The organism is Vibrio sp. K4, from assembly GCF_051122595.1.
In the GTDB taxonomy this organism is placed as follows: domain Bacteria; phylum Pseudomonadota; class Gammaproteobacteria; order Enterobacterales; family Vibrionaceae; genus Vibrio; species Vibrio owensii.
Window position 1 is genome coordinate 1,457,669 of sequence record NZ_CP178577.1, and the last position, 25,211, is coordinate 1,482,879.

General features: G+C 45.6%; 17 protein-coding genes. 4 read left to right on the forward strand and 13 right to left on the reverse strand.

Going from position 1 to position 25,211, the window contains the following annotated elements; all coding sequences use genetic code 11:
- Positions 1 to 5: 5 nt before the first annotated feature.
- Positions 6 to 629, reverse strand: a complete 624-nt coding sequence (locus tag ACLIIY_RS06645; RefSeq protein WP_409585555.1) for an OmpA family protein — start codon at positions 627 to 629, stop codon at positions 6 to 8.
- Position 630: 1 nt separating this feature from the next.
- Entirely contained in the window at positions 631 to 1,971 is a 1,341-nt protein-coding gene (locus ACLIIY_RS06650) for a TolC family outer membrane protein (RefSeq protein WP_434528365.1), read from the reverse strand.
- Positions 1,972 to 2,341: 370 nt separating this feature from the next.
- Between ACLIIY_RS06650 and ACLIIY_RS06655 the strand changes: the two genes are divergently transcribed.
- Positions 2,342 to 11,296 carry a Calx-beta domain-containing protein gene (locus ACLIIY_RS06655; RefSeq protein ID WP_434528366.1) on the forward strand — a complete coding sequence of 2,985 codons (8,955 nt, stop codon included), beginning with the start codon at positions 2,342 to 2,344 and terminating at the stop codon, positions 11,294 to 11,296.
- A gap of 67 nt (positions 11,297 to 11,363) precedes the next feature.
- Here the strand turns inward: ACLIIY_RS06655 and ACLIIY_RS06660 are convergent, their stop codons facing one another.
- The gene (locus ACLIIY_RS06660) at positions 11,364 to 12,557 is read right to left on the reverse strand and encodes a class I SAM-dependent methyltransferase (protein WP_434528367.1); all 1,194 of its coding nucleotides are present in this window, start codon (positions 12,555 to 12,557) and stop codon (positions 11,364 to 11,366) included.
- A 186-nt stretch (positions 12,558 to 12,743) separates the two neighbouring features.
- Complete coding sequence (locus ACLIIY_RS06665) at positions 12,744 to 14,147, reverse strand: methyl-accepting chemotaxis protein (protein WP_434528368.1); 1,404 nt, start codon at positions 14,145 to 14,147, stop codon at positions 12,744 to 12,746.
- A gap of 90 nt (positions 14,148 to 14,237) precedes the next feature.
- Between ACLIIY_RS06665 and yccX the strand changes: the two genes are divergently transcribed.
- Entirely contained in the window at positions 14,238 to 14,510 is a 273-nt protein-coding gene (gene yccX, locus ACLIIY_RS06670) for an acylphosphatase (protein ID WP_434528369.1), read from the forward strand.
- A 45-nt stretch (positions 14,511 to 14,555) separates the two neighbouring features.
- Here yccX and ACLIIY_RS06675 read toward each other — a convergent pair whose 3' ends face one another.
- From ACLIIY_RS06675 to ACLIIY_RS06705, 7 genes are all read right to left on the reverse strand, one after another.
- On the reverse strand, positions 14,556 to 14,885 hold the full coding sequence (locus tag ACLIIY_RS06675; protein ID WP_005443942.1) for a TusE/DsrC/DsvC family sulfur relay protein: 330 nt from the start codon (positions 14,883 to 14,885) through the stop codon (positions 14,556 to 14,558).
- A gap of 289 nt (positions 14,886 to 15,174) precedes the next feature.
- The gene (locus ACLIIY_RS06680; protein WP_061008605.1) at positions 15,175 to 15,780 is read right to left on the reverse strand and encodes a hypothetical protein; all 606 of its coding nucleotides are present in this window, start codon (positions 15,778 to 15,780) and stop codon (positions 15,175 to 15,177) included.
- Positions 15,781 to 16,012: 232 nt separating this feature from the next.
- On the reverse strand, positions 16,013 to 16,675 hold the full coding sequence (locus ACLIIY_RS06685) for a Bax inhibitor-1/YccA family protein (protein WP_005443944.1): 663 nt from the start codon (positions 16,673 to 16,675) through the stop codon (positions 16,013 to 16,015).
- 354 nt (positions 16,676 to 17,029) lie between these two features.
- Positions 17,030 to 17,779, reverse strand: a complete 750-nt coding sequence (locus ACLIIY_RS06690) for an amino acid ABC transporter ATP-binding protein (RefSeq protein ID WP_005443945.1) — start codon at positions 17,777 to 17,779, stop codon at positions 17,030 to 17,032.
- Positions 17,780 to 17,802: 23 nt separating this feature from the next.
- Positions 17,803 to 18,900 carry an amino acid ABC transporter permease gene (locus ACLIIY_RS06695; RefSeq protein WP_434528370.1) on the reverse strand — a complete coding sequence of 366 codons (1,098 nt, stop codon included), beginning with the start codon at positions 18,898 to 18,900 and terminating at the stop codon, positions 17,803 to 17,805.
- A gap of 1 nt (position 18,901) precedes the next feature.
- On the reverse strand, positions 18,902 to 20,107 hold the full coding sequence (locus ACLIIY_RS06700) for an amino acid ABC transporter permease (RefSeq protein WP_434528371.1): 1,206 nt from the start codon (positions 20,105 to 20,107) through the stop codon (positions 18,902 to 18,904).
- Positions 20,108 to 20,187: 80 nt separating this feature from the next.
- Positions 20,188 to 21,216, reverse strand: coding sequence for an amino acid ABC transporter substrate-binding protein (locus ACLIIY_RS06705; protein ID WP_009706139.1), 1,029 nt, complete (start codon positions 21,214 to 21,216; stop codon positions 20,188 to 20,190).
- A 461-nt stretch (positions 21,217 to 21,677) separates the two neighbouring features.
- Between ACLIIY_RS06705 and ACLIIY_RS06710 the strand changes: the two genes are divergently transcribed.
- Positions 21,678 to 22,598, forward strand: coding sequence for a precorrin-2 dehydrogenase/sirohydrochlorin ferrochelatase family protein (locus ACLIIY_RS06710; protein WP_038894150.1), 921 nt, complete (start codon positions 21,678 to 21,680; stop codon positions 22,596 to 22,598).
- 136 nt (positions 22,599 to 22,734) lie between these two features.
- Here the strand turns inward: ACLIIY_RS06710 and ACLIIY_RS06715 are convergent, their stop codons facing one another.
- Positions 22,735 to 23,217, reverse strand: coding sequence for a YajQ family cyclic di-GMP-binding protein (locus ACLIIY_RS06715; protein ID WP_005443962.1), 483 nt, complete (start codon positions 23,215 to 23,217; stop codon positions 22,735 to 22,737).
- Between the two features lie 32 nt (positions 23,218 to 23,249).
- Positions 23,250 to 24,302 carry a 3-deoxy-7-phosphoheptulonate synthase gene (locus ACLIIY_RS06720; RefSeq protein ID WP_005443964.1) on the reverse strand — a complete coding sequence of 351 codons (1,053 nt, stop codon included), beginning with the start codon at positions 24,300 to 24,302 and terminating at the stop codon, positions 23,250 to 23,252.
- Between the two features lie 396 nt (positions 24,303 to 24,698).
- On the opposite strand from ACLIIY_RS06720, the gene ACLIIY_RS06725 reads away from it, so the two are divergent.
- On the forward strand, positions 24,699 to 25,190 hold the full coding sequence (locus ACLIIY_RS06725; RefSeq protein ID WP_009706137.1) for a DUF4442 domain-containing protein: 492 nt from the start codon (positions 24,699 to 24,701) through the stop codon (positions 25,188 to 25,190).
- Positions 25,191 to 25,211: the final 21 nt, after the last annotated feature.

Here is a 25,211-nt window from a genome sequence, read left to right on the forward strand (position 1 = left end):
GACAACTAACTCTTAGGTAGGGTTGTGAAAATCGTCCATTCTTGTTTAACTTCGCCTTTATAACCCACAACTGTTGCGGTTACTCGGCGGTTTAACGCATGGCTTGTTTCATCGGTACCGGTTGATGCGAGCACGGTGTCGCCGTAACCAACAATGGTGACACGATTTGGACTAATGCCGTTTTGTAGCAACACGCGTCGTACATTTTCAGCGCGACGTTTAGACAAATCTAAGTTGTGTTCGGCAGTACCAGTTCGACTTGCGTAACCTTGAAGTTCAATTGAAGTACTCGGGTACTCTTCCAAGAACTCAGAGAGTTCGCTAAGTTGCTGAGTGAAAACAGGGTTGATCTCATCCGAGTCATTAGCAAACAATACTCGAATCTGCATTTCTTGCGATGTTTTTAGATACTCACCACAGCCATCATTATCAATCTCTGAACCCTGTGGTGTTCCAGGGCACAAATCTCGCGCATTAATTACGCCATCACGGTCATCGTCCAGCAAATCAGCAATTTGATCTGAAGTCGGGGTTTCAATGTACTCGTACTCATCACCGGTTTCGGTATTGGAATTCGAACTGCACGCTGAAATTAGGCAAGCCATGAAAAAAATAGGTATTACTTTCATATTAATACTCCACTTTCTCTAGCCACTCTTGCGGAATATCGACTCGCAAAGAGTTAAGCAGTTGTCCAGTCGCATTCATCACGCGATATTTTGCGTATTGTTCTGCGTACTTGGCGTCCAAATAATCCTTACGAGCTTCGAACAACTCATTTTCAGTGTTGAGCAAATCAAGTAGGGTTCGTTTACCAATGCGGTATTGCTTTTCATAAGCGATAACGGTTTGAGCTGCTGAATCCACGTGGTCAGAAAGGAACTCTTTTTGTTGCAGTGTCAGATCCAACGCACTCCAAGAGAGTCTTAAACCTTCTTCAACGTTTTTATATGCAGAAGAGCGCAAATCTTTGGCTTTATTCAGTTGATAAGCAAAGTTTTCTGAGTTCGCTGCGTCGCTCCCGCCGTTGTAAAGGTTGTACCTTAGTCTAAGCATTGCGAGAGTTTCGTCGCTGCGTCCTTCGATTCCATCAGCATCGTCACGCCATGTCTGCGAAGCTTCGACAGAAAGGGTGGGATAGTTGACCCCTTTGGACTGTTTGTATTGAAACTTAGCGGAGTCAACATCAGCCACAGCTACCTTGATGACTGGATGCTGATCAAATGCAACACCGACGGCTTCATCTACTGTATATGGGATAAAACTAGAATCCGCGCGAGGGAAGATCAGCCCTTGAGGTGTCTGTCCCACAAGGCGAGTAAACTGAGTGTGGGTATCATAGAGGTTGTTTTGTGCCGCCGCTAAATTGCCATGCGCTTTTGCAAGACGAGCTTCTACCTGCGTTAGGTCGGCGGTTGAACCGATACCAGAATTCACACGCTTTTTGATGTCAGAGTAGATGCGTTTGTGAACCGCAAGGTTGTTCTCTGACAACGTGAGTATCTCATATGCTTTCACGGCTTCTAGATAGACGTTGGTGACTTCAAGCGCTTTGTCTGATGCATCGGCAAGCAGTTGATAGCGCAATGACTCAGCATCCGCTGCCGTTCGGTCGATGTCATTGAGAGTAGCAGAGCCATCCCATATCAACTGTGTCAAGGTTACCGCTGCTTCTTTACGAGTTAAGTCTGTGTCTCCACGGCCTACACTGTCGGCAGGGTCAATGCCTTCATACCCGATGCCAGCGTCTAAGTCGATTTGTGGTAAATAAGCACCTGATGAAGACTCGTTCACATAACGACTACTGGTAAATTCGTTAAATGCCGCTTTCAAATCAGGGTTCGTTTTAAGCGTTAAAGCCACAGCCTGTTCCAAAGTTTGGCCGAAAATAGGGAATGACACTATTAGGCTACTGCAGCACGCTATACTTAGTCGGCTCCACTTCACGGCGGTTCTCCCAGATAAATCCATTCAATTTTGTCGCTCTCAAAATTGAGACTTGTCGACATTAAACAGCGATTTTGAACGCAAAGGTTCAACTTGCTGTTATCCCTAGGCTTTTGAGGTAAATCCTCAGTTTGACCCCTTATAACACCGTAGCATATATGACAAAGTTTGCTTATGTTTCGAATGATTATGCTGAAAAAAATGTCTGATTTTTTAAGATCATAGCAATTTTTAGAGTTGTCATCTTGAAGTGATGTCAATTTCCCGCCCCTAGGAAATGCACACCCGCAATGCCGAAAACCCAAGCAATAAATACGTTTATTTTGACTAAACTATAGTCGTAAATGAAGGGGTGACAAACTTTTGACGCTGCAGCGTTCGAGTCGAGGTATTTATGGATAATGCAACCTTGCGCTCATTAATGGGCCAGATCGTAGTTATTGGATTGGATGGTAACTTAAGAGAGTTGGGACAGGGCGAAACCCCAGCTCAGGGTGAAGTAGTAATTAACGAGTTATCAGCGAGTTCGGAGCCTAGCATACAGGTCGTTTCTCAAGAAAACTCGGAACCAGTCAACATCACAGAGGATGTCGCGAGCGTCTTTGAAGCCATCGAGCAGGGTGATGACCCAACGCAATTAGGGGAAGAGTTTGAACCAGCTGCAGGTGAAAGTGACGGTTCTAGCCCTCAAGCGACAGGCGTTATAGACCGGACGGGGGCTGAACGCCTTGCTGCGACAGACTTTGAAACTATCGGTCTTGAATCTCTAGGTCTATCTGAAACACAAATTTTGTCCTTGCTAGAACTCTATTTCGGAGGCTTTTTCTCACAACCGAGTCAAATTGCTGACGTCATTATCCAAGACATATCTAGCCCAACGGTGAACGAAGGTGAAGACGTAAACTTTGACGTCACTCTTGATGCGCCAACAAGCGACGAGACCGAGTTAGTGTTTTCTTTGGATGATGGCAGTGCGTCAGGTGGCCAAGAAGACAGTGGCGTTGACTTCCTCAATAACATCGTGACGATTACTTTTGAAGATGGTTCAGAGCAGCAAGTGAGCGTCGACGAGAATGGTGATTTCATTATTGTTGTACCAAGCGAGACGACCACTTTTACTGTCACTGTACAAACGTTTAATGATGAACTTTTAGAAGGTGATGAAACTTTCACTCTCAGTGGTTCAACGCCAAATCAACAAGATCCCGTAACTGGCACAGCAACCATCAGCGATGATGGGGATGGTCCGGGAGAGAATCCTGATGATGATCGTCCTACTGTGCTTTCTATCTCAGATGTCACCGTTAATGAGGGAGAGCCTGCGGTTTTTGAGGTCGTCTTAAGCAATCAAAGTGAATCTGAAACGTCTGTCACTCTTACACTTGCCGACGGCAGTGCAACAGGAGGGAGTGACTTCGATAACACATCTGTTTTGGTTACCTTCTCAGACGGTACGTCGCAATCTGTAAGTGTTGCAGAGGACGGCTCTTTCACAGTGATGGCTCCTGCAAATGATACTGACTTTTCTGTCACGGTCGTAACGAACAATGATGAAATACTTGAAGGGGATGAAACGTTTACGCTCACTGCAAGTACACCTACTCAAGAAGAGCCCGCAGAAGGAACAGCAACCATAAGCGATGATGGTGATGGTCCTGGGCAAAATCCAGACGATGATCGACCTAATGTTGCATCTATTACGAATACAACAGTAAATGAGGGCGAGGCGGCTACGCTCGTCGTAAATCTCAGTAACCCGAGTACAACGAGCACTGTAGTCACCATGCAACTTGCAGGTGATACTGCGACAAGTGGTGTGGATTTTTCGGACACGACCGTCACGATCACGTTTTCAGATAATACCAGCGAAGTCGTGTTACTGAATCCGGACGGTACATTTGAGGTAAATGTACCCGAAAATACAACGACTTTCAGTGTTACGGTCGATACCTTCAACGACGATATTTTGGAAGGTGCGGAGACTTTCACCGTGACTGGTACAACATCGACACAAAGCACACCAGCACAAGGCACGGGTACCATTGTTGATGATGGTAGCGGTCCGGGCCCAGATCCAGATGACGACCGTCCAGTTGTTGCTGCAATTAGCAGCGCGACAGTCAATGAAGGTGATCCTGCGACATTAGATGTCACACTAAGCAATCCAAGTACGACCGATACGGTTGTGAGTATGACGCTTGCTGATGGCACAGCAGATGGTGGCATTGATTACACTGAGACCTTTGTAACTATTACTTATGGGGACAATTCAACGCAAGTGGTGGCTGTGAGCCCAGATGGTACGTTTGATGTGACCGTACCAGCGAACGATACAACTTACAGCGTTACTGTGAACACCACCGATGACAATGTGTTCGAAGGTCCTGAGACCTTCACATTGTCCGGCGCAACATCGACTCAAAATACTCCGGTACAAGGCACAGGCACGATTGTTGATGATGGTAGCGGCCCGGGGCCTGAGCAAGATGACGACCGTCCAGTGGTTGCTTCAATTAGCAACGCAACAGTCAATGAAGGTGATCCTGCCACATTAGATGTCACGTTAAGCAATCCAAGCACGACTAATACTGTTGTGAGTATGACACTTGCTGATGGCACTGCTGACGGTGGTGTGGATTACACCGACACCTCAGTCATCATTACTTATGCGGATAACTCAACCCAAGTGGTGGCTGTAAATCCGGATGGCACATTTGATGTGACTGTTCCTGCAAACGACACCTCTTACAGCGTTACGGTGAATACTAACAATGACAATGTGTTCGAGGGGCCTGAAACCTTCACATTGTCTGGCGCAACATCGACTCAAAATACTCCGGCGCAAGGCACAGGTACGATTGTTGATGATGGCAGTGGTCCGGGGCCTGACCCAGATGATGACCGTCCAGTGGTTGCTGCAATTAGCAGCGCGACAGTCAATGAAGGTGATCCTGCCACATTAGATGTCACCTTGAGCAATCCAAGCACGACCGATACAGTTGTGAGCATGACTCTTTCGGATGGTACTGCCGACGGCGGCGTGGACTACACTGACACCTCTGTGACTATCACTTATGCAGATAACTCAACCCAAGTGGTAGCAGTAAATCCGGATGGCACATTTGATGTGAACGTCCCTGCGAATGACACAACCTACAGCGTCACCGTTAGTACGACCGATGACGATGTCTTCGAAGGTCCTGAGACCTTCACATTGTCCGGCGCAACATCGATTCAAAATACTCCAACACAGGGCACTGGTATCATTGTTGATGATGGCAGTGGTCTGGGGCCTGAGCCAGATGATGATCGCCCAACCGTCGCTTCAATCACAGATGCAACCGTGAACGAAGGTGAGCCTGCCACATTAGATGTCACGTTGAGCAATCCGAGTACGACAGACACTGTTGTGAGTATGACGCTTTCTGATGGAACAGCTGATGGAGGTGTGGATTACACTGACACCTCTGTGACTATCACTTATGCAGATAACTCAACCCAAGTGGTCGCAGTAAATCCGGATGGTACTTTTGACGTTACCGTACCTGCAAATGACACGACTTACAGCGTTACCGTAAACACTACCAGCGACGATGTGTTCGAGGGGCCTGAAACCTTCACATTATCAGGTTCTACGTCAACTCAAAATACTCCTGCCCAAGGTACAGGTACGATAGTTGATGATGGTACTGGCTCAGGTCCTGATCCAGATGATGACCGTCCAGTTGTTGCTTCAATTAGCAACGCGACAGTCAATGAAGGAGATCCTGCCACATTAGATGTCACGTTAAGTAACCCAAGTGCGACAGATACAGTTGTAAGCATGACGCTTGCTGATGGCACAGCAGATGGTGGTGTGGACTACACAGACACCTCTGTGACGATCACTTATGCAGATAACTCAACCCAAGTTGTGGCTGTAAATCCGGATGGCACATTTGACGTAACTGTTCCTGCGAATGACACGACTTATAGCGTTACTGTGAATACTACCGATGACGATGTCTTCGAGGGGCCTGAAACCTTCACATTGTCAGGCTCTACATCAACTCAAAACACTCCGGCGCAAGGCACGGGTACGATTGTTGATGATGGCAGTGGCCCGGGCCCTGAGCCAGATGATGACCGTCCAGTAGTTGCATCAATTAGCAACGCGACAGTCAATGAAGGTGAGCCAGCCACATTAGATGTCACCATGAGCAATCCGAGTACGACGGACACAGTTGTGAGCATGACACTCGCTGATGGCACTGCTGACGGTGGCGTGGATTACACCGACACCTCAGTCACCATCACTTACTCGGACAATTCAACGCAAGTCGTGGCTGTGAATCCAGATGGTACTTTTGACGTTACCGTACCTGCAAATGACACGACTTACAGCGTTACCGTAAACACTACCAGCGACGATGTGTTCGAGGGGCCTGAAACCTTCACATTATCAGGTTCTACGTCAACTCAAAATACTCCTGCCCAAGGTACAGGTACGATAGTTGATGATGGTACTGGCTCAGGTCCTGATCCAGATGATGACCGTCCAGTTGTTGCTTCAATTAGCAACGCGACAGTCAATGAAGGAGATCCTGCCACATTAGATGTCACGTTAAGTAACCCAAGTGCGACAGATACAGTTGTAAGCATGACGCTTGCTGATGGCACAGCAGATGGTGGTGTGGACTACACAGACACCTCTGTGACGATCACTTATGCAGATAACTCAACCCAAGTTGTGGCTGTAAATCCGGATGGCACATTTGACGTAACTGTTCCTGCGAATGACACGACTTATAGCGTTACTGTGAATACTACTAATGACGATGTCTTCGAAGGTCTTGAGACCTTCACATTGTCCGGCGCAACATCGACTCAAAATACTCCAGCACAAGGCACAGGTACTATTGTCGATGACGGTAGTGGTCCGGGGCCTGAGCCAGATGATGACCGTCCAGTTGTTGCTTCAATTAGCAGCGCGACAGTCAATGAAGGTGATCTAGCCACATTAGATGTCACCCTTAGCAATCCAAGCACGACCGACACAGTTGTGAGCATGACACTCGCTGATGGTACTGCCGACGGTGGCGTGGACTACACTGATACGTCAGTGACCATCACCTATGCAGATAACTCAACCCAAGTGGTTGCAGTAAATCCGGATGGCACATTCGATGTGACTGTGCCTGCGAATGACACCAATTACAGCGTCACCGTTAGTACGACCGATGACGATGTTTTCGAAGGCCCTGAAACCTTCACATTGTCAGGTTCCACTTCAACTCAGAATATTCCTGCCCAAGGTACAGGTACCATTGTTGATGACGGTAGTGGCCCAGGACCAAATCCAGATGATGATCGCCCAGTTGTTGCTGCAATTAGCAGCGCGACAGTTAATGAAGGTGACCTAGCGACATTAGACGTTACTCTGAGCAATCCGAGCACGACAGAAACTGTTGTGAGTATGACGCTTGCTGATGGCACAGCAGATGGTGGTGTGGACTACACAGACACCTCTGTGACGATCACTTATGCAGATAACTCAACCCAAGTTGTGGCTGTAAATCCAGACGGTACTTTTGACGTTATCGTGCCTGCGAATGATACAACTTACAGCGTTACTGTAAACACCACCGATGACAATGTGTTCGAAGGTCCTGAGACCTTCACATTGTCCGGCGCAACATCGACTCAAAATACTCCAGCACAAGGCACAGGTACTATTGTCGATGACGGTAGTGGTCCGGGGCCTGAGCCAGATGATGACCGTCCAGTTGTTGCTTCAATTAGCAGTGCGACAGTCAATGAAGGTGATCTAGCCACATTAGATGTCACCCTTAGCAATCCAAGCACGACCGACACAGTTGTGAGCATGACACTCGCTGATGGCACAGCAGATGGTGGTGTGGATTACACTGATACGTCAGTGACTATCACCTATGCGGATAACTCAACGCAAGTTGTAGCAGTAAATCCGGATGGCACATTTGATGTTACTGTTCCTGCGAACGACACGTCTTATAGCGTTACTGTAAACACCATCGATGATACTGTCTTTGAGAGTTCCGAAACCTTCACGCTTGCTGGGGCAACCTCTACCCAAAATACGTCAGTGCAAGGTACTGGTACGATTTTAGATAACGACGCGCCTCCGGCCATCGGCAATGTGGTTGATGCGATTGTTTCTGAAGAAGGGTTACCTGATGGTATCGCCGATACTATGGGAACTCCTTCAGATTCCACGAACTCAGCGAGCTTTGTTGGCTCATTCACAGTCAGTGACCCTGATACGACAAACCTCAGTCTTGTACTTTCCGGCCCCAATGGACTGGCATCTGGAGGTGAACCTGTTACTTGGTCTTGGAACGCCAATACTCAAACACTCACCGCATCGACGGCAAGTATTGCGAGTGTAGCAACAGTCGTGTTGACAGAACCAAATGCGGCAGGGCAAGGAACATGGGGTTACACCATCACACTCTTAGAGCCACTCGATCACCCAGTTAATGACGTCGAAGATTTGATCGACTTTGATTTGCAGATCTCAGTGAGTGATGGTCAAACCACGAGCTCCCAAAGTATGAACGTGGTTGTCGAGGATGACTGTCCACATGTTCCAACGTCTTCTCAAGCCGTAGATGTGTCGCTGGCAGATATACCGGAAATTCTCACTGGCAATATTAGTTTTGTGGGTAATGAATCCGATGCATTCAGCCGAACTTTCGGAGATGTCGAAGTGACTGCCTTGGGATTTTTGTCTAATGAGTCTACCGATCTTGGCGCCGCAGAGATTAATCAAACTTCATCAGGTATTGGTGTGAAAAGTGTCGGTAATAACGGTTATCCGCTTGCTAATGAGGTGGATTATCGTTTTGCCAATGATACCGGTGTCTCAGAGCAGTTGATCATCGACTTGGGCGATAAGATTGCCTTTGGTGCTGAAATCGAATTCGAGAAAATGTTTGGTGGTGAGTTAGAAGAAGGTCTTGCTTCTTTCTATCGCGATGGTGTTTTGATCGCACAGCAAGCCTTTAACTCTGATGCGGCAAGCGGTGATTATGCGGCTAACTTCAGTGTTCAACAGGGTGGTTTTGATAAGGTTATTCTTGAAGCCACAGGTAATGGGAATGGGCCAAACACTGCAGACAACAGTGACTTTACCGTCAAATCTATCACCTTTACTGGGGCTGATTCCGTCATTCCAATTGCAACAGCAGAGGGGAATTTAGGAGCACTCTATGGCGCTGATGGCCCAGGAAGTATCGTTCTTAATGGTGCAGAGAGTGGTCTAGAAACGCTTGATGGCGAGGCTATCAGTGTCGCGATTGATCCTCAAAACCCAAACAGATTAGTCGGTGAAGCGAACGGCGAGCTGGCGTTTGAAGTTCAATTAACGCCAAGCACCGGGAAGTGGGAATTCTTCCAGTACGTACCTTTGACCTCTCCAAGTGGTGATGGTGATATCGACTTCAGTTACACGATTACCGATAACGATGGTGACAGTAAAGCGGGGAGCTTTGCGGTTAATCCATATGCGCCTCCGATTGTTGAAGGCGTCACGCTTAATGTTTCTGAAGAGGGTTTGGGTAATGCCATTGCCGATGACTTCGCGCTGAATGGTTTTATGGACACCACAGATTCAACGTTAGATATGGTTCAGTTAACACTTGGTCAAACGGTTGACTCGGTCGCACTGAATGTCCCAACTGCGAACCTAACCAGTAACGGTGAGGCAATCACATGGGCCTTGTCCAACAATGACCAATTGCTTGTTGGTTCAACGGATGGAGAAGAGGTCATTAAGATCTCGGTTAATGATACGGGGGCAATCTCTACTGAACTTCTTGGTCCAATAGAGCATTCAGATACGTCTGGCGAGGACTCTTTAAACATTGAGGTTCCTGTCGTTGTTTCGAATGCTCTTGGGTTGACGAACTCTGCGGTAGCAAATGTTGTTATTGAAGATGATTCACCTGATTCGACATCCATTGTTCATGATGTGGTCGCGGAAACAAAAGAGAGCGCTAACGTTCAATTGATCATGGATGTTTCAGGCTCGATGCGCACGGGTAATCGCCTTCAAATAATGAAGGACTCGGCAACTCAGTTATTAAATCAGTACGAATCGATTGGCCAAACTCGGGTTCAAATCATCAAATACAGTGGTTCGGCAACAACGTACGCTATTGCTGGGGCAACATGGTTAACCGTAGATGAAGCGAAAGCGTACATTGATACGCTTACTGCTGGCGGTGCAACTAACTACAATCGCGCAATTAATGAAGCGAAGGACTCTTGGGATGATGCGGGTAAATTACCTAGTGCATCAAACGTGAGCTACTTCTTATCTGATGGTCAACCAAACCCAGCCTCATCATTCATCAACGATGCTCGTGAGAACAGTTGGATAGATCACTTGACCGATTCTGATAATCAGATCACAGCGCTGGCTTATGGTATGGGCGTGAACCTGATGCCTGATCAGTTAGACCGTGTTGCTTACGATGGTTTCTTGAACCAAGACCTTGATGGTGTAGTCGTGCCTGACGTAACTCAGCTGCCTCCAGTAATGTTGCAGTCCGTGATTCAACCTGTTGGTGGTAACCTCATGTACACCACATCACCAGATGCAGGTATTGGTGCAGATGGTGGTTACATCAGCGAAATAGAACATGACGGTGTCACTTATTCATTTGATGGTACAGACCTGACGGTTGTAGACAACAACAACGACATCTCACATGCGTTTGACGATATCACGATGTTGCTCACTATCTACATCGACAGTAAGCACACGTTAGAAGTCGATTTGAATGATGGCGCATATGCCTTCTATGGTGCGGTAGGTGACACAGTAGAAACGTTAGACTTCGATTACGTACTGACCGATAACGATGGTGACCAATCTGAAAATACACTTCAGTTTGTGATTGACGAAAATGGTGGTGTAAACGCGGCGAGCGGTGGTGCGGCGAACATCATTGAAGCGGAAGTGGATGTAAGCCATGACATTTTAATTGGTAATGACAACGAAGCGGACATATTTAGATGGGTTAATGACTCACTAGATTCCGGCACGGACTTGGTACGTGGCTTTGAACGAGACCTCGACATTCTCGATCTAAACCAAGTTGTCGAAGATGCAGGGCATAACACCATTGAAGAGCTGCTCAATAGTATTGACCTAAATGTTGACGGCGAAGATCTATCGCTTGAAATCACCCACAACGAGGGTAACTCCATCCAAACGATCGTCATTGAAAAAGGAGCTTCCGAGTTTAGCGATTTGATCATCGGAAATATGGACTTTGAAAGAGATGTCTTATCGGCTCTCACAAAAGTTAATTTAGATTCATAACAAAAAAGGGCCAACAGGCCCTTTTTCTTTGCTTCAATTCTTTTTCGTTGGCTATGACTAAGCCCGACTATAGAACCTTACACGCAAACCCTTTCAGATAGAAACCTTCTGGGTAAGCCGTATCCGTTGGGTGATCGGCTGCTTGTTCAAAACGCTCTACAAACTTAACTTGGCGGTTTGCATCTACTGCGGCGTCAGCAATGATTTTTTGGAACAGAACTTGGTCCATTAAGCCTGAGCAAGAGTAGGTCAGCAGCGTGCCACCCGGGTTTAGAATTTGCATCGCCAACATGTTGATGTCTTTGTAGCCACGACATGCACCGTTTAGTTGAGCTTTACTTTCTGCGAACTTCGGTGGGTCCATGATCACAACATCGAACTTCGTACCTTGGTCACGGTATTCGCGTAGTAGTTTGAAAACATCTGCGTTTAGGAACACAGCGCGTTTTTTCGAGATATCAAACTCGTTCAGCTCTGCGTTGAACTTCGCTGTGTCTAGAGCAGGTTGTGATACGTCTGCGTTGATAACGCGTTTTGCGCCGCCTTTTAGTGCATACAGACCAAAACCGCCGGTGTAAGAGAAACAGTTCAGAACTTCTTTGTCTTTCACGTACTTCATCGCTTGTTGGCGGCTGTCACGTTGGTCTAGGTAGAAACCCGTTTTATGACCACCAACGATGTCTACGCTGATTTTTACGCTGTTCTCTTCAATCACCACTGATTTTGGTGGCTCTTCACCGTGCAGTACGCCAGTGGTTTCTTTCAAACCTTCTTTCTTACGTACTGCGACGTCTGAACGCTCGTAAACGTTGCAGTCTGGGAAGCACTCAACCAAAGCATCAACAATCGCTTGCTTGTTGTATTCTGCGCCCGCACTTAGAAGCTGGCACACAAAGAAGTTTTGGTAACGGTCGATAGTAACGCCAGGCATACCATCAGACTCTGCTGCGATAAGACGGTAGCCCGTTAGGCCATCGCGCTCGATGATGTCTTCACGAAGAAGCTGAGCGTTGTTGAAACGTTTAACGAAGAAGGCTTTGTTGATTTCTTCTTTGTCAAAACTCCAGATGCGAGCACGAATTTGAGAAGCTGGAGAATATGCCGCTTTAGCTAGCCATTTTCCGTCGTGAGTGAATACATCAACGGTTTCGCCAAGAGCAGGTTCGCCCTCAACTTTACTGATGCCTCGAGAGAAGATCCAAGGGTGCTTACGCTTAACCGATTTCTCACGACCTTTAACCAAATAGATAGCAGCTGTCATTTCTTTAGCTCTTGTTGAATTTTGAAAGGGGCGTATTGTCCGGGATGTTGCCCGCAAAAGCAATATCCATCGACAATCCAATCATTTGTAGAGGCTTTAATTATAAACTGATGAGTGGAATAACGGGTGGGTTTTCCAGATACAAAAAAGGGCCACCGAAGTGACCCTAGTTATTCGTTTAAGCGATTAAGCTTTCAAGCCAGTCAGTAGCGACTCCATGGTGTCACTTTGAGTTCGAAGCTGCTCGACGTTTTGCGACGTTGTGCTGATCATCGTACATACATTGTTTGCTTGTATACGGATCTCTTCAACGCTTGATGCGATATTGTCTGCCACGACACCTTGCTCCTCAGCTGCTGTCGCAATTTGAATGCTGCTGTCTGAGATAGTTTGGTTCTTGTCTGCTAGTGAGCCGATTTCGTGGTTCACTTCAGCCATCAGAGTTTGGCCTTCGTTCGCATTGTGAACCGTGACTTCCATCAGTTTAGTCAGTGATTGGCTGTTACGTTGTAGCGCTTCAATCATTGCTTGAATCTCAACTGTCGCTTGTTGAGTGCGGCCTGCAAGAGCACGGACTTCATCAGCAACAACCGCAAAGCCACGACCTTGTTCGCCTGCACGAGCCGCTTCAATTGCAGCGTTCAAGGCGAGTAGGTTAGTTTGCTCAGAGATACCGTTGATGGTTGTGACCACTTCATCAATCTGCGCTGCGTTTGCATCTAGCTCTTCAACCGCTTGAGATGCCGATTGGATCTCAGTAGAAAGGTTCGAGATAGAGTGAAGGGTGTTTTCCACTTTCACCTGACCTGATTGCGCGACGCTGCGAGCATCATCAGTTTGTGTGCTTGAGTCATGAGCCAGCGTTGCCACTTCACGAATCGTGGAAGCCATCTGTTCTGTCGCACTTGCCAGTGAGTTAAGGTGCTCTTGTTGAGTATTTGAGATCTCAGAGCTGTTGTGAATCGAAAGGTTAAGGTCAGAGCTGATTTGCTGCATCAGCGCTACGGATTCTTGAATCGACTGAACCATCTTTTGTTCGCGATCCGCTACTTTGTCGATAGTAATCGCGATTTCGCTGAACTCATCACGAACACGGAAGAAATTCATACGCGCTGTTAGATCACCATCTGCCAGCGTGTTGAGCGCTTTGTTCATCGTAAACATCGCACCACCGATGAAAGTCATGATGTAGTAAACACCAATCGCGATAATGAACAGAGTCACAAGAATAATACTGACTTGCGCTGTAGAAAGTGCGGTCCATAAAGACTGCTCATGGTTTGCAACTAGGCTAAATGCGCCATTCAATACAGAAACAGAGTCGGGACCAGTACCAAGGGTAATTGTCTCTGAGCCAGCAATAAGGTTTGCAACTTGAGATTGCGAAAGGTTGCCAGCCTCGATAAGCCCCTTCATTAGCATCAATTCTTCCTGATACAAGCCAGAAATCATGGCGTCTGCGGCATTATTCAGGACTAAAGTGAGAATGACCAATGCAAGAAGAGGAAGGAAGAAGAGTAAATAGAACTTTTCTTGAATTTTTAAATGGATGAGATACTTATCAATCCAACGGAAGGGAATTTCTTTCATAATTATTATAACCATATAAAAACCCACTATCCTTAGTGGGGTAAATAGACGCAATTAATATATCACTCAAATATAGGGAGCGGTATACGGATGGTACTAAAGTGTGAGAAGTTTCTGATAGTAGGTCACGTACAAGGGGTAGGATTTCGATACCACACATCGCATCAAGGATTGAAGCTCGGTTTGACGGGCTATGCGAAGAACCTAAACAACGGAGATGTTGAAGTGATTGCCTGCGGCACAGAAGAGCAGATTGCCGCGTTTTCGACGTGGTTGGAGGAAGGTCCGCGGACAGCGAGTGTGGACAGTGTCACTCAGGAAAGTGTGTCTTACAAACCTTTCCGCGGATTTAAGATCTTATAGCTTTATAAGCTTTCATTTTGTAAGTGGTATTTTTAAACCAGAGCCTTACAAACATTTCGCTGGTTTAGGAAGGCCTGCCAATTTGGTTGCCTGTTTCGCTGGGCCTTTCTTAAACAGTTTGAACAGGTACTTGCTGTTACCTTTCTCAGGGCCGTGCGCCTTTTCCATCGCTTTCACAAGCATTCTTACCGCAGGTGAGGTGTTGAACTCCTCATAAAAGTCACGTACGAAGTGAACCACTTCTAAGTGCGCATCGGTAAGTTCGATCTCTTCATCTTTTGCTAGAAGCTCAATCATGCCTTCTTCCCACTGAGTGTGGTCAAGTAGGTAGCCTTGAGCGTCGGTTTCAATTTCTTTGCCGTTGTAAACGAACATAGCTTTGTTTCCGCTAAGTAACCATTGATACGTATAGGGTAGCGTAGAGCGAAGCTTAGACTCAACAAAAGAATCTTTGAAGGCTTCTGAGCGAAGTAAATTTACACAATTAATACCAGATAAAGAAAGTGACGGTAGAAGAGGTTGATTACTTTGATTATTCACAAAAATGTAAATTTATTCATCTTGTTAGAAAATTCTCGGGGTGAGCATTTTAGTTTTTGCATGAATATTCTTTCATTTGAATGGCTGACGCCAAGTGTTCCGTTAGCGTCAGCCTCTTTTAAGTTTATGTCGGTTCATCAGGAACTAGGTTAGCAATCAAGTGTAGTGGCGACGCTTCGGTATATTTTGAGTAGCCAGCCGTGCCCACTTGTCTGGTTTTAAAAGAACCATAATATTGGACTGTTGTACTCGCGTGTCCAATAGTGTCTTTCATACCGTTCCATGTTTTTGCAGATTCGGTGAATCCATACGCTTCAGTTTGGAACCACGTACCACCGTTTCTTGTACCAAATAGTACATTTCCCCAACGGTTAGGGAATAAGATTTCAAATTGTTCGTCATCACTTTGGTGGGATGACTTCCCAGTTCTAGAGCCACCGCGAGCCTGGCCTTGTTGTAAAATAGAGCGCCAATAGCGATAAAACATCTTGTTATCTTCAACTTCAACATGACCGCCTTTAAACACGATAGAGCCACCTTCCGTTCTCAACGTTGCACGATGATATAACTCTCTAATGTCGTTGATAACCTGAAGGTACTTCATGTTTTGCCCTTGAAAGTGAGCCTGATCTTTGAGTAATGCTTGGTAAATAGAATAAGCCGAATGTCCCAAAGCAGCGCCGCCCCAATCACTCCGGCTTTCATGCCTATCTGGTGCCGATAATCTCATGACGTTGATTCTTCCTTTTGTGTTGTATTTTATAAGATAGTTGCCGTAACCAACGATAGTATAAAACTCAAAATATGCATATAGTTTTATATTTATTGTTTGATTTTGGGTGTAACATCTCTTGAGGGGATGCAAATAGAAAGAGGCAGATAGAGATAATGCAAAAGGCGAGGGATATAAAAAAGCCCGAAGTAGAACTTCGGGCTTTTGAGTTTTAATTCAATCTAACGAATTAGTCGTCGTTCATGATGCCTAGGATGCTTAGTAGGCTGATGAAGATGTTGTAGATTGAAACGTATAGCGTAATCGTTGCAGAGATGTAGTTTGTTTCGCCGCCACGGATGATGCCTTGAGTAGTCATCAGAATTGCCATGGTAGAGAACACAATGAACAAGCTGCTAAGTGCTAGATGCAGAATAGTTGATTGGATGAAGATGCTCGCAATCATACCTACAACTAGAACGACAAATAGTGACAACATAAGGCCGCCCATCATAGATAGGTCGCGCTTAGTTGTTAGAGCGTAAGCAGAAGCTGCCATGAATGACAGAGCGGTACCGCCTAGTGCTGTTAGAACAACGTCGCCCATACCAGCGCCGATGTACATGTTTAGAATTGGACCAATGGTGTAACCCAAGAAGCCTGTGAATAGGAATGTAAACACTAGGCCCATGCTGTTGTTGCGGTTTTTCTCAGTCAGGAATAATAGACCGTAGAAACCAACCAACATCAGGATGATACCTGGACGCGGTAGGTTAAATGCCATAGACACGCCAGCCACAAGAGCTGACCATAGTAGAGTCATAGAAAGTAGTGCATATGTATTACGCAGTACTTTGTTGGTTTGTAGAGCACTCTCTTGAGTAGTAGTGCGAGAAAACATAGGACTGTTCATAATCTTCCTCTATAAGGGACTGTCTTATCTTTAATATATAGACATATATGGGCCCGATAGTTCAAAAAATCAAGCCCGCCACATGTATATCTAGAACAAAATAATAATAGAAATAATGTGTTATGTATGTGGCAACTTGTAACACAATATTACCACCTTGCATAGCGAAGAAAGGCTTACTATTCAAAGCTCTGAAGCGCAGCTCACGAAGTAGGTTGCAAGATTGCGCGAATTTACAACATCTTGAATCAACTGGATTTTCGTAACATGAGTGAGTAGCAACCGTTTAAACAAAGAAAAAGCGCTGATTTTGATGTCAGCGCTTTACAATTTTAGCTATGTACCCAACCCGTCTTAATGGTGAAGGATCTGAGCCAAGAAGTTCTGGGTTCGATCCGATTGCGGATTCTCGAAGAAGTCGACAGGGTTGTTCTCTTCGATGATTTCACCCGCATCCATAAAGATAACTCGGTCAGCCACTTCTTTAGCAAAACCCATTTCGTGCGTTACACACAACATGGTCATGCCTTCTTCCGCCAGTTCAACCATTACATCAAGCACCTCTCGCACCATCTCAGGGTCGAGTGCCGATGTCGGCTCATCAAACAGCATCACTTTAGGGCTCATACAAAGAGAGCGGGCAATTGCCACACGTTGTTGCTGGCCACCGGAGAGCTGGCCTGGATACTTGTCGGCTTGATCGGGGATCTTAACGCGCTCTAAGTACTGCATTGCGATGGCTTCGGCTTCTTCTTTTGGCATTTTCTTCACCCAGATAGGGGCAAGCGTACAATTCTCCAAAACCGTTAGATGAGGGAAGAGGTTAAAGTGCTGAAAACACATGCCCACTTCACGACGAACCGCCTCAATGTTTTTCAGGTCTTCTGTAAGTTCAGTGCCCGATACATAGATGCTGCCGGCTTGATGCTCTTCGAGACGGTTGATACAACGAATCATGGTCGATTTACCTGAGCCCGATGGTCCACAGATAACGATTTTTTCGCCTTTCTTTACGTCTAGGTTGATGTTCTTTAGTACGTGAAACTCACCATACCACTTATTCATGTCCTTCAACTGGATCATATAATCTTGTTGTTGCGTCATAATACGTCCTTGATCTTAGTGAGTTATCGTTTGTGACCGGTATGCAATTTGTTTTCAAGCCATATCGAGTAACGCGACATGCCAAAACAAAATACCCAAAACACTAACGCGACAAATACATAACTTTCTGTTGCGAAACCTAACCACTCAGGGTCGGTATTCGCAGCTTGTCCAATGCCCAGCACGTCAAACATACCAATAATAAGCACAAGACTGGTGTCTTTAAATAGGCCGATAAACGTGTTCACGATAGAAGGGATAGTAATCTTGAGTGCCTGAGGCAAAATGATCAGTCCCATCTTTTTCCAGTAGGTAAGGCCAAGAGCATCTGCTGCTTCATACTGGCCTTTCGGAATCGCCTGCAAACCACCACGTACCACCTCTGCCATATAAGCCGCACTGAACATGACCACACCGATTAGCGCACGGATGAGCTTGTCAGTTTCTGAGCCTTGAGCCAAGAAAAGAGGCAGCATTACCGAGGCCATAAACAGAACGGTAATAAGCGGAACACCACGCCACACTTCAATGTAAACCGTACAGATACTGCGAATAATTGGCATATCTGAACGTCGACCAAGTGCTAACGCTACACCGATTGGGAGAGAAACCACGATACCAACAAGCGCGATGATCAACGTAACTAGTAGACCACCCCATTTGTGTGTCTCAACGACTTCGAGACCAAATACGCCACCGTAAAGCAATGCAGCAATAATGAATGGGTAAATGTTTACGAAGAACAACCAAATCCAAATACGTTTCGGCGTTTTCTCGTAAGCAAGTAGTACAGTGAAGATCGCCAATGTGATGTAGAACAGTCGAGGGCGCCAGAGTTCAGCTTCTGGATAGAATCCATACATGAACTGTTCCCAACGGACGCTGATAAAAACCCAACATGCGCCTTCGCGAGTGCAGTCGTCTCTTGTTGTTCCGACCCAATCAGCATTAATGAACGCCCAATCAACGATATTCCAGAGTGCAGAGAATACGATGTAAGCCAGAATGAGCGTCACAATCGAGTTGATTGGTCCATTGAATAGATTTTTGCGTAGCCAACCTACGACACCAACCATGTTTGCTGGCGGCGGGAGATCTGGCTGAAATTGATGTGTGCTCATATTATCTCTCCACCAGTGCCACTTTACGGTTGTACAGGTTCATCAACGCTGAAGTAATCAAACTTAGCGTCAAGTAAACGCCCATGGTCATTGCGATGATTTCAATCGCTTGTCCGGTCTGGTTCAACGTGGTTCCAGCGAATACAGAAACCAGATCTGGATAACCAATCGCCATTGCCAGCGAAGAGTTCTTGGTGAGGTTCAAGTATTGGCTCGTAAGAGGAGGGATGATGATACGCAATGCCTGAGGAATCACGACCAGTTTAAGCGTTTTTGTGCGGGGTAAACCAAGTGACATGGCTGCTTCAGTTTGACCATGACTCACAGCGTTAATACCAGATCGCACAATCTCAGCAATGAACGACGCGGTATAGACACTCAATGCCAATAGAAGTGCAGCTAGCTCAGGAATGATGCTGATGCCACCTCGGAAGTTAAAGCCTTTTAACTCTGGGTACTGCAAAGAAATCGGCATACCAGCGATGAAGTAAACAATCAAAGGAAGCCCAATAACTAATCCAAGCGCAATTCGGCCCATTGGCGTTTGTTGACCCGTTAAACGCTGCTTATTGTTTGCCCACACGTTAATCAAAACCGTCGCAATGACGCCAAAGATAAGTGCAGCAATAACCAAGCCGCTCCCTGCTTCCATCACAGGCGCTGGGAAATACAAGCCACGAACGTTCAAGAAGATCGCTTCACCAAGGCTCATACTTTGTCTTGGTGATGGGAGTGCTTGAAGAACCGCGAAATACCAGAAAAAGATTTGTAGAAGTAGTGGGATATTTCGGAACGTTTCAATGTATACCGCAGCTAATCGACTCACCAGCCAGTTGGAGGAGAGACGCGCGATACCCATAACAAAACCAATAACGGTTGCGAGGATAATACCAAGCACAGAAACCAGTGCGGTATTAAGAAGGCCAACGACAAAGGTGCGTCCATAAGAGAACGTTTCGTCGTATTCGATAAGAGTCAGGCCGATCCCAAAGCCTGCTTCTTGATTAAGGAAACCAAAACCTGTTGCGATACCACGAGCATCAAGATTGGTCAGTGCATTGTTGATGATTGTGTAAAAGAAAAATACCAGTGCGGCTACGGCAATGATCTGGAAAAGAGCGGAGCGAAAGGCTGGATTGTAAATCAGGCTCTTACTTCCGCTTGGTTTGGACATCGCACTTGGCGATGCATCATTCGTCGGTTTCATACAGCGATAACCTCAAACCCTTATTTATAGATTCACTCACGAAAAAGGGCGGCATAAACCGCCCTGTGATAATCGTTGTATTAGCGGATTGGTGGCGCGTACATAAAGCCGCCTGCATTCCATAGTGCGTTTACACCACGCGAAATTTTCAGAGGCGAACCTGTACCAACCGTACGCTCGAAGCTCTCACCGTAGTTACCGACTTGCTTGATAACTTGGTAGCCCCAATCGTCACGGATACCTAGGCCTTTACCTTTAGGGCCGTCCACACCAAGAATACGTTTGATGTTTGGATCTTTCGATTTCAACATCTCATCTGCGTTCTTAGAGGTAATGCCGTACTCTTCTGCGTTCACCATCGCAAATAGAGTCCACTTCGCGATATTGAACCATTGGTCGTCACCTTGACGTACAACTGGGCCTAGTGGCTCTTTAGAGATGATCTCAGGAAGAACGGTAGCAGAAGAAGGGTCTTTCAAATTCAGACGTAGCGCGTACAGACCAGATTGGTCAGTGGTTAGTACGTCACAGCGGCCAGCATCAAAACCTTTAGAAGTTTGCGCAGCAGTATCAAATACCACTGGTTTGTATGCCATGCCTTGGTTACGGAAGTAGTCTGCAAGGTTTAGCTCAGTTGTTGTACCTGATTGAACACATACTGATGCGCCATCAAGCTCTTTTGCACTTGAAACACCAAGGTCTTTCTTAACCATGAAACCTTGACCGTCGTAGTAGTTCACGCCGACAAAGTTCAGACCAAGAGCCGTATCACGGTGTAGTGTCCAGGTGGTGTTACGTGAAAGCACATCGATTTCACCCGATTGTAGTGCAGTGAATCGTTCTTTCGCGGTTAGGGGTACATACTTAACTTTCGTTTTATCCCCAAGAACGGCTGCAGCCAGTGCTTGGCAATATTCTACGTCGATACCTTCCCATTCACCTTTTGAGTTAGGGTTTGAGAAACCAGGTAGACCGGTACTAACGCCACAAGTAATAAAGCCTTGTTTTGTGACTTTGTCCAGAGTAGTGTCTGCTGCTTGAGCTGAAGTAGCCATCATGGCAGTAGAAGCCGCTACGACGGAAGCAAGAACTGTGAGTTTATTTGCCATTTGTATCCTTCCTGTATGATCCATGTTAAATCAGGAGCGACCTGATACAACGTGTCCTGTTCATTTGTGTTTTCGTCCTACGTGATTGATTTTAGAAGAAACGGTCATCGTCAAATCAATCAGTTATAAGCGTAGGAAAGGATCTGCTAATTCTCAAATATATAATTTAAAAAGAGTTTTGGAGAGAAGTCACAATGTTCCTTGCGATTTAGAATGAAGAAATGTTAATTGTTTGTAAATAGTGCAACTAATTGTCAGATTGGTGCATCAGAACAATCGATAAAAGAGGGATTAAAACAAGAGGATAATAATTTGTTATTAAAAGTGTCATTAGTGTAGGGTGGCTATGTAAGCCGAAAATTTGAACAAATATTATTTGTGAAGTCGAAACAAGGTGAAGTGATTGCCCCATTTTTGGTAGCATGAATTTCGATAGTTATTTGAAGTGATCATGGATTGAAATGCGATATTTTCCTCTGTTCTTAGATTTAGTAAATAAACCCGTGCTGGTTGTCGGTGGTGGTGAAGTGGCGAGCCGCAAAGTTGAGGCGCTACTTAAGGCTGGTGCTGACATCACCATTGTGTCCCCAAGTCTTGTCGACTTTCTTGATAAACTTGCTCAAGAGCAGCAAGTGCATTGGATTCAACGTTTTTATTCAAGTGACCTTGTCACAAACTCTTTCATTCAAGTGTGGGCAACCACAGATAACCCAGAACTGAATCATCAGGTCTATAAAGACGCGAAAGAGTTAGGCATCTTAGTCAACGTTGTAGACGACAAGCCTTACTGTGATTTCATTACGCCTTCAATGATTAATCGCGGACGTATCCAAATCGCTATCTCGAGTGGCGGCGCGTCTCCTGTACTGATCCGTAACATTCGAGAAAAGTTAGAAGCTATTCTGCCGCAAAACATGGGATTGATGGCGGAGTTTGCTAATTCAAAACGTAACTCTATTAAAGAAGCGCTACCAAGCGTCGATTTACGCCGTAAGTTTTGGGAGAACTATTTCTCTCATCCTGAAGTAGAAAACGCGCGAGATAATCGTGAGCTTGAAACCATCTATCAAGAAACCATGGCAAAGCCTCTGGATGAAACAGGAAGCTGCACTTGGATTCAAGTGGGTAAAGATGTAGAGATGCTGCCGATCAAGGCTGTACGATACATGCAGCAAGCAGAATTGGCTCTTTACTCAACCAAATGCGAAGCAGATGTAATGGAGCTGGTAAGAAGAGATGCGGAACGTGAGGCATTTTCTAGCGCAACCGAGCTTTCTGACATGCTTAGAAAGGCCAAAGAAGAAAAACTTCGTGTCTGTGTATTCATCCCCCAAGGAACAAGTGAGTTTTCTCTCCTACAAGGACAGGACCTTGTAATCTAATAAGAAGCGCAAGTTCATAGCTTCTTGTAATAGGTAGAGGTTCAAAACCGACATACAAAAACGCCGACGAATATTTCGTCGGCGTTTTTTATTCCACTGTTCTCGTTCTCTGTCTTAAGAGAGTAGGAGAGCGCAATTAATCACGGAAGTTGTTGTACTGAAATGGGATACCCATCTCTGCTTCACGGATCGTTGCAATCGTCGCTTGCAAGTCGTCACGCTTCTTACCCGTTACGCGCAGTTTGTCGCCTTGGATAGACGTTTGAACTTTAAGCTTCGCGTCTTTGATTAGTTTAACTAGCTTTTTCGCTGTAGGCGTATCAATACCTTGGCGGAAAGCAACGTTTTGGTGCCAGTTCTTACCCGTCGCTTCTGGATTTTTTGCATCCATAGCGTTCGCATCAATGTTACGCTTTGCCAAGTGGCTACGTAGGATGTCACGCATTTGCTTAAGTTGGAACTCGCCTTCTGCTGACACTTTTACATTTTCTTCTACTAGCTCAAAGCTCGCATTCACATTGCGGAAATCGAAACGAGTAGACAGTTCACGGTTAGCGTTATCAACCGCGTTACGTAGTTCAACGGTATCGATTTCTGAAACAATATCAAACGATGGCATGAAGATTCCTTGATTATCTTGTTATAGGGAAATTACTTACTGGATTTTACTGCTTCTGCCAGCATATCTAGCATAGTCACAGTATCATCCCAACCTAGACATGGGTCAGTAATCGACTGGCCGTAAGTTAGGTTGTGAATATCAGTCATTGGCTGATTGCCTTCTTTAATAAAGCTCTCTGCCATGATACCCGCAATGCGAGTACTGCCTGATTTAATTTGTTCACAAATGTCTTGTGCAACTTCAATTTGCTTGCGGTGCTGCTTCTGACAGTTTGCGTGGCTGAAGTCTACAATCAAACGTTGTGGCAAGTCGAATTCTGCAAGCGCTTCACACGCTTGTTTCACTGACGCTTCATCAAAGTTTGGACCTTTCTCACCACCACGAAGAATGATGTGACCATATGGGTTACCACTTGTGCGGTAAACTGTCATACGACCATTCTTATCTGGCGAGTAGAAGTAATGTGATGCTTTAGACGCACGAATCGCATCAATCGCAATTTTCACGTTACCGTTTGTACCGTTCTTGAAGCCAACTGGGCAAGATAGGGCAGACGCCATTTCACGGTGAATTTGTGACTCTGTTGTACGAGCGCCAATCGCGCCCCACGTAATCAGATCAGCAATGTACTGGCCTGTGATCATATCAAGAAACTCAGTAGCCGTTGCAAGACCAAGCTTGTTGATATCCAGTAGCAGTTTACGAGCTTTATGAAGACCAGCTTCAAGTGCGTATGAACCATCTAGGTTAGGGTCGGTGATAAGACCTTTCCAACCAACAACGGTACGAGGCTTCTCAAAGTAAGTACGCATAACGATGAACAGTTCATCTTTGTACTTATCTTGAATGTCCGCAAGACGAGTTGCGTAGTCAATTGCCGCTTCAGTGTCGTGCACTGAACATGGGCCAACGATAGCAAGGATACGGTCATCCTCACCAGTCAAAATCTTCTCAATTTGTCGACGAGATTGAGCAATACGGTCTGCTACATCATCAGTGATTGGATGTACGCTACCTAGCTCTGCGGGTGTCGGCATTGGACCCAAAGGTTGGGTTCTCAATTCATCTGTTTTAATAGGCATGTTATAGCTTTATTCTCTATTGCGAAGCGGTAAAGATAACGGAATTATAGTTAGGAATAAACCGTTTCACGGGATTCTTATCTAGTAAATACCGAAATGTATGTAATGCTGTGGCTTATCATAAATGATAGTTATGTATAAATGACAAAAACGGCGGCAGAGATCAATACATAGTCGTTTGAATTTATAACTAGTTTTTCTATTTAGTAACACGCAAATTTGGCATTTTAAGCGTTGGAGCTAGGTGTGGTGGGTGTTTCATATTCAACGTAAAACCTTACAGGAAAGAAACCGATTGCTAAATTGCCTACGCAGATCGATTTCTTGTTAACATTTCTTTGACATTTTAGCGCTTCATTGATTAACTGGTCTGACTAGTCTGGTAAGGAGACCAAGATGTTATCTGCTGTTCGCCGTGCAAATCTTTACTTAAACCTTTTTGGCTTTTCTAAAGTTCCACTTATCTGGTTGTGTAGACCAAAGATCCTTGCCATCGATGATCAACACGTTGAAGTTAAAATTCCATTAAAGCGAAGAACGAAGAACCATCTCAATAGTATGTATTTTGGTGCGCTTGCTGTTGGTGCCGATGTCGCTGGTGGCTTTCTTGCTATGAGTAAAGCAGAAGAGCAGGGAGAGCGTATCTCTCTCGCTTTTAAGGGCGTGACAGCAGAGTTTCTGAAACGTCCTGAAGGCGACGTGCATTTTGTGTGTCACGATGGTCCATTAATTGATGAAATGTTGCGAATGACATTAGAAACTGGCGAACGTATCAATCGGGATGTAAAGATCACCGCATTGTGTCCAAGCATTAATGGTAATGAACCTATGGCCGAGTTTTCTCTTACGCTTTCCATTAAAAAAGCAGCTAAAAAACAAGCTGCTTAATTTCAGAATTCATATTGTGGG

Coding starts and splice junctions, on each gene's coding strand:
- ACLIIY_RS06645 (WP_409585555.1), bottom strand. CDS start 629: ATGAAAGTAATACCTATTTTTTTCATGGCTTGCCTAATTTCAGCGTGC.
- ACLIIY_RS06650 (WP_434528365.1), bottom strand. CDS start 1,971: ATGGATTTATCTGGGAGAACCGCCGTGAAGTGGAGCCGACTAAGTATA.
- ACLIIY_RS06655 (WP_434528366.1), top strand. CDS start 2,342: ATGGATAATGCAACCTTGCGCTCATTAATGGGCCAGATCGTAGTTATT.
- ACLIIY_RS06660 (WP_434528367.1), bottom strand. CDS start 12,557: ATGACAGCTGCTATCTATTTGGTTAAAGGTCGTGAGAAATCGGTTAAG.
- ACLIIY_RS06665 (WP_434528368.1), bottom strand. CDS start 14,147: ATGAAAGAAATTCCCTTCCGTTGGATTGATAAGTATCTCATCCATTTA.
- yccX (WP_434528369.1), top strand. CDS start 14,238: ATGGTACTAAAGTGTGAGAAGTTTCTGATAGTAGGTCACGTACAAGGG.
- ACLIIY_RS06675 (WP_005443942.1), bottom strand. CDS start 14,885: ATGTTCGTTTACAACGGCAAAGAAATTGAAACCGACGCTCAAGGCTAC.
- ACLIIY_RS06680 (WP_061008605.1), bottom strand. CDS start 15,780: ATGAGATTATCGGCACCAGATAGGCATGAAAGCCGGAGTGATTGGGGC.
- ACLIIY_RS06685 (WP_005443944.1), bottom strand. CDS start 16,675: ATGAACAGTCCTATGTTTTCTCGCACTACTACTCAAGAGAGTGCTCTA.
- ACLIIY_RS06690 (WP_005443945.1), bottom strand. CDS start 17,779: ATGACGCAACAACAAGATTATATGATCCAGTTGAAGGACATGAATAAG.
- ACLIIY_RS06695 (WP_434528370.1), bottom strand. CDS start 18,900: ATGAGCACACATCAATTTCAGCCAGATCTCCCGCCGCCAGCAAACATG.
- ACLIIY_RS06700 (WP_434528371.1), bottom strand. CDS start 20,107: ATGAAACCGACGAATGATGCATCGCCAAGTGCGATGTCCAAACCAAGC.
- ACLIIY_RS06705 (WP_009706139.1), bottom strand. CDS start 21,216: ATGGCAAATAAACTCACAGTTCTTGCTTCCGTCGTAGCGGCTTCTACT.
- ACLIIY_RS06710 (WP_038894150.1), top strand. CDS start 21,678: ATGCGATATTTTCCTCTGTTCTTAGATTTAGTAAATAAACCCGTGCTG.
- ACLIIY_RS06715 (WP_005443962.1), bottom strand. CDS start 23,217: ATGCCATCGTTTGATATTGTTTCAGAAATCGATACCGTTGAACTACGT.
- ACLIIY_RS06720 (WP_005443964.1), bottom strand. CDS start 24,302: ATGCCTATTAAAACAGATGAATTGAGAACCCAACCTTTGGGTCCAATG.
- ACLIIY_RS06725 (WP_009706137.1), top strand. CDS start 24,699: ATGTTATCTGCTGTTCGCCGTGCAAATCTTTACTTAAACCTTTTTGGC.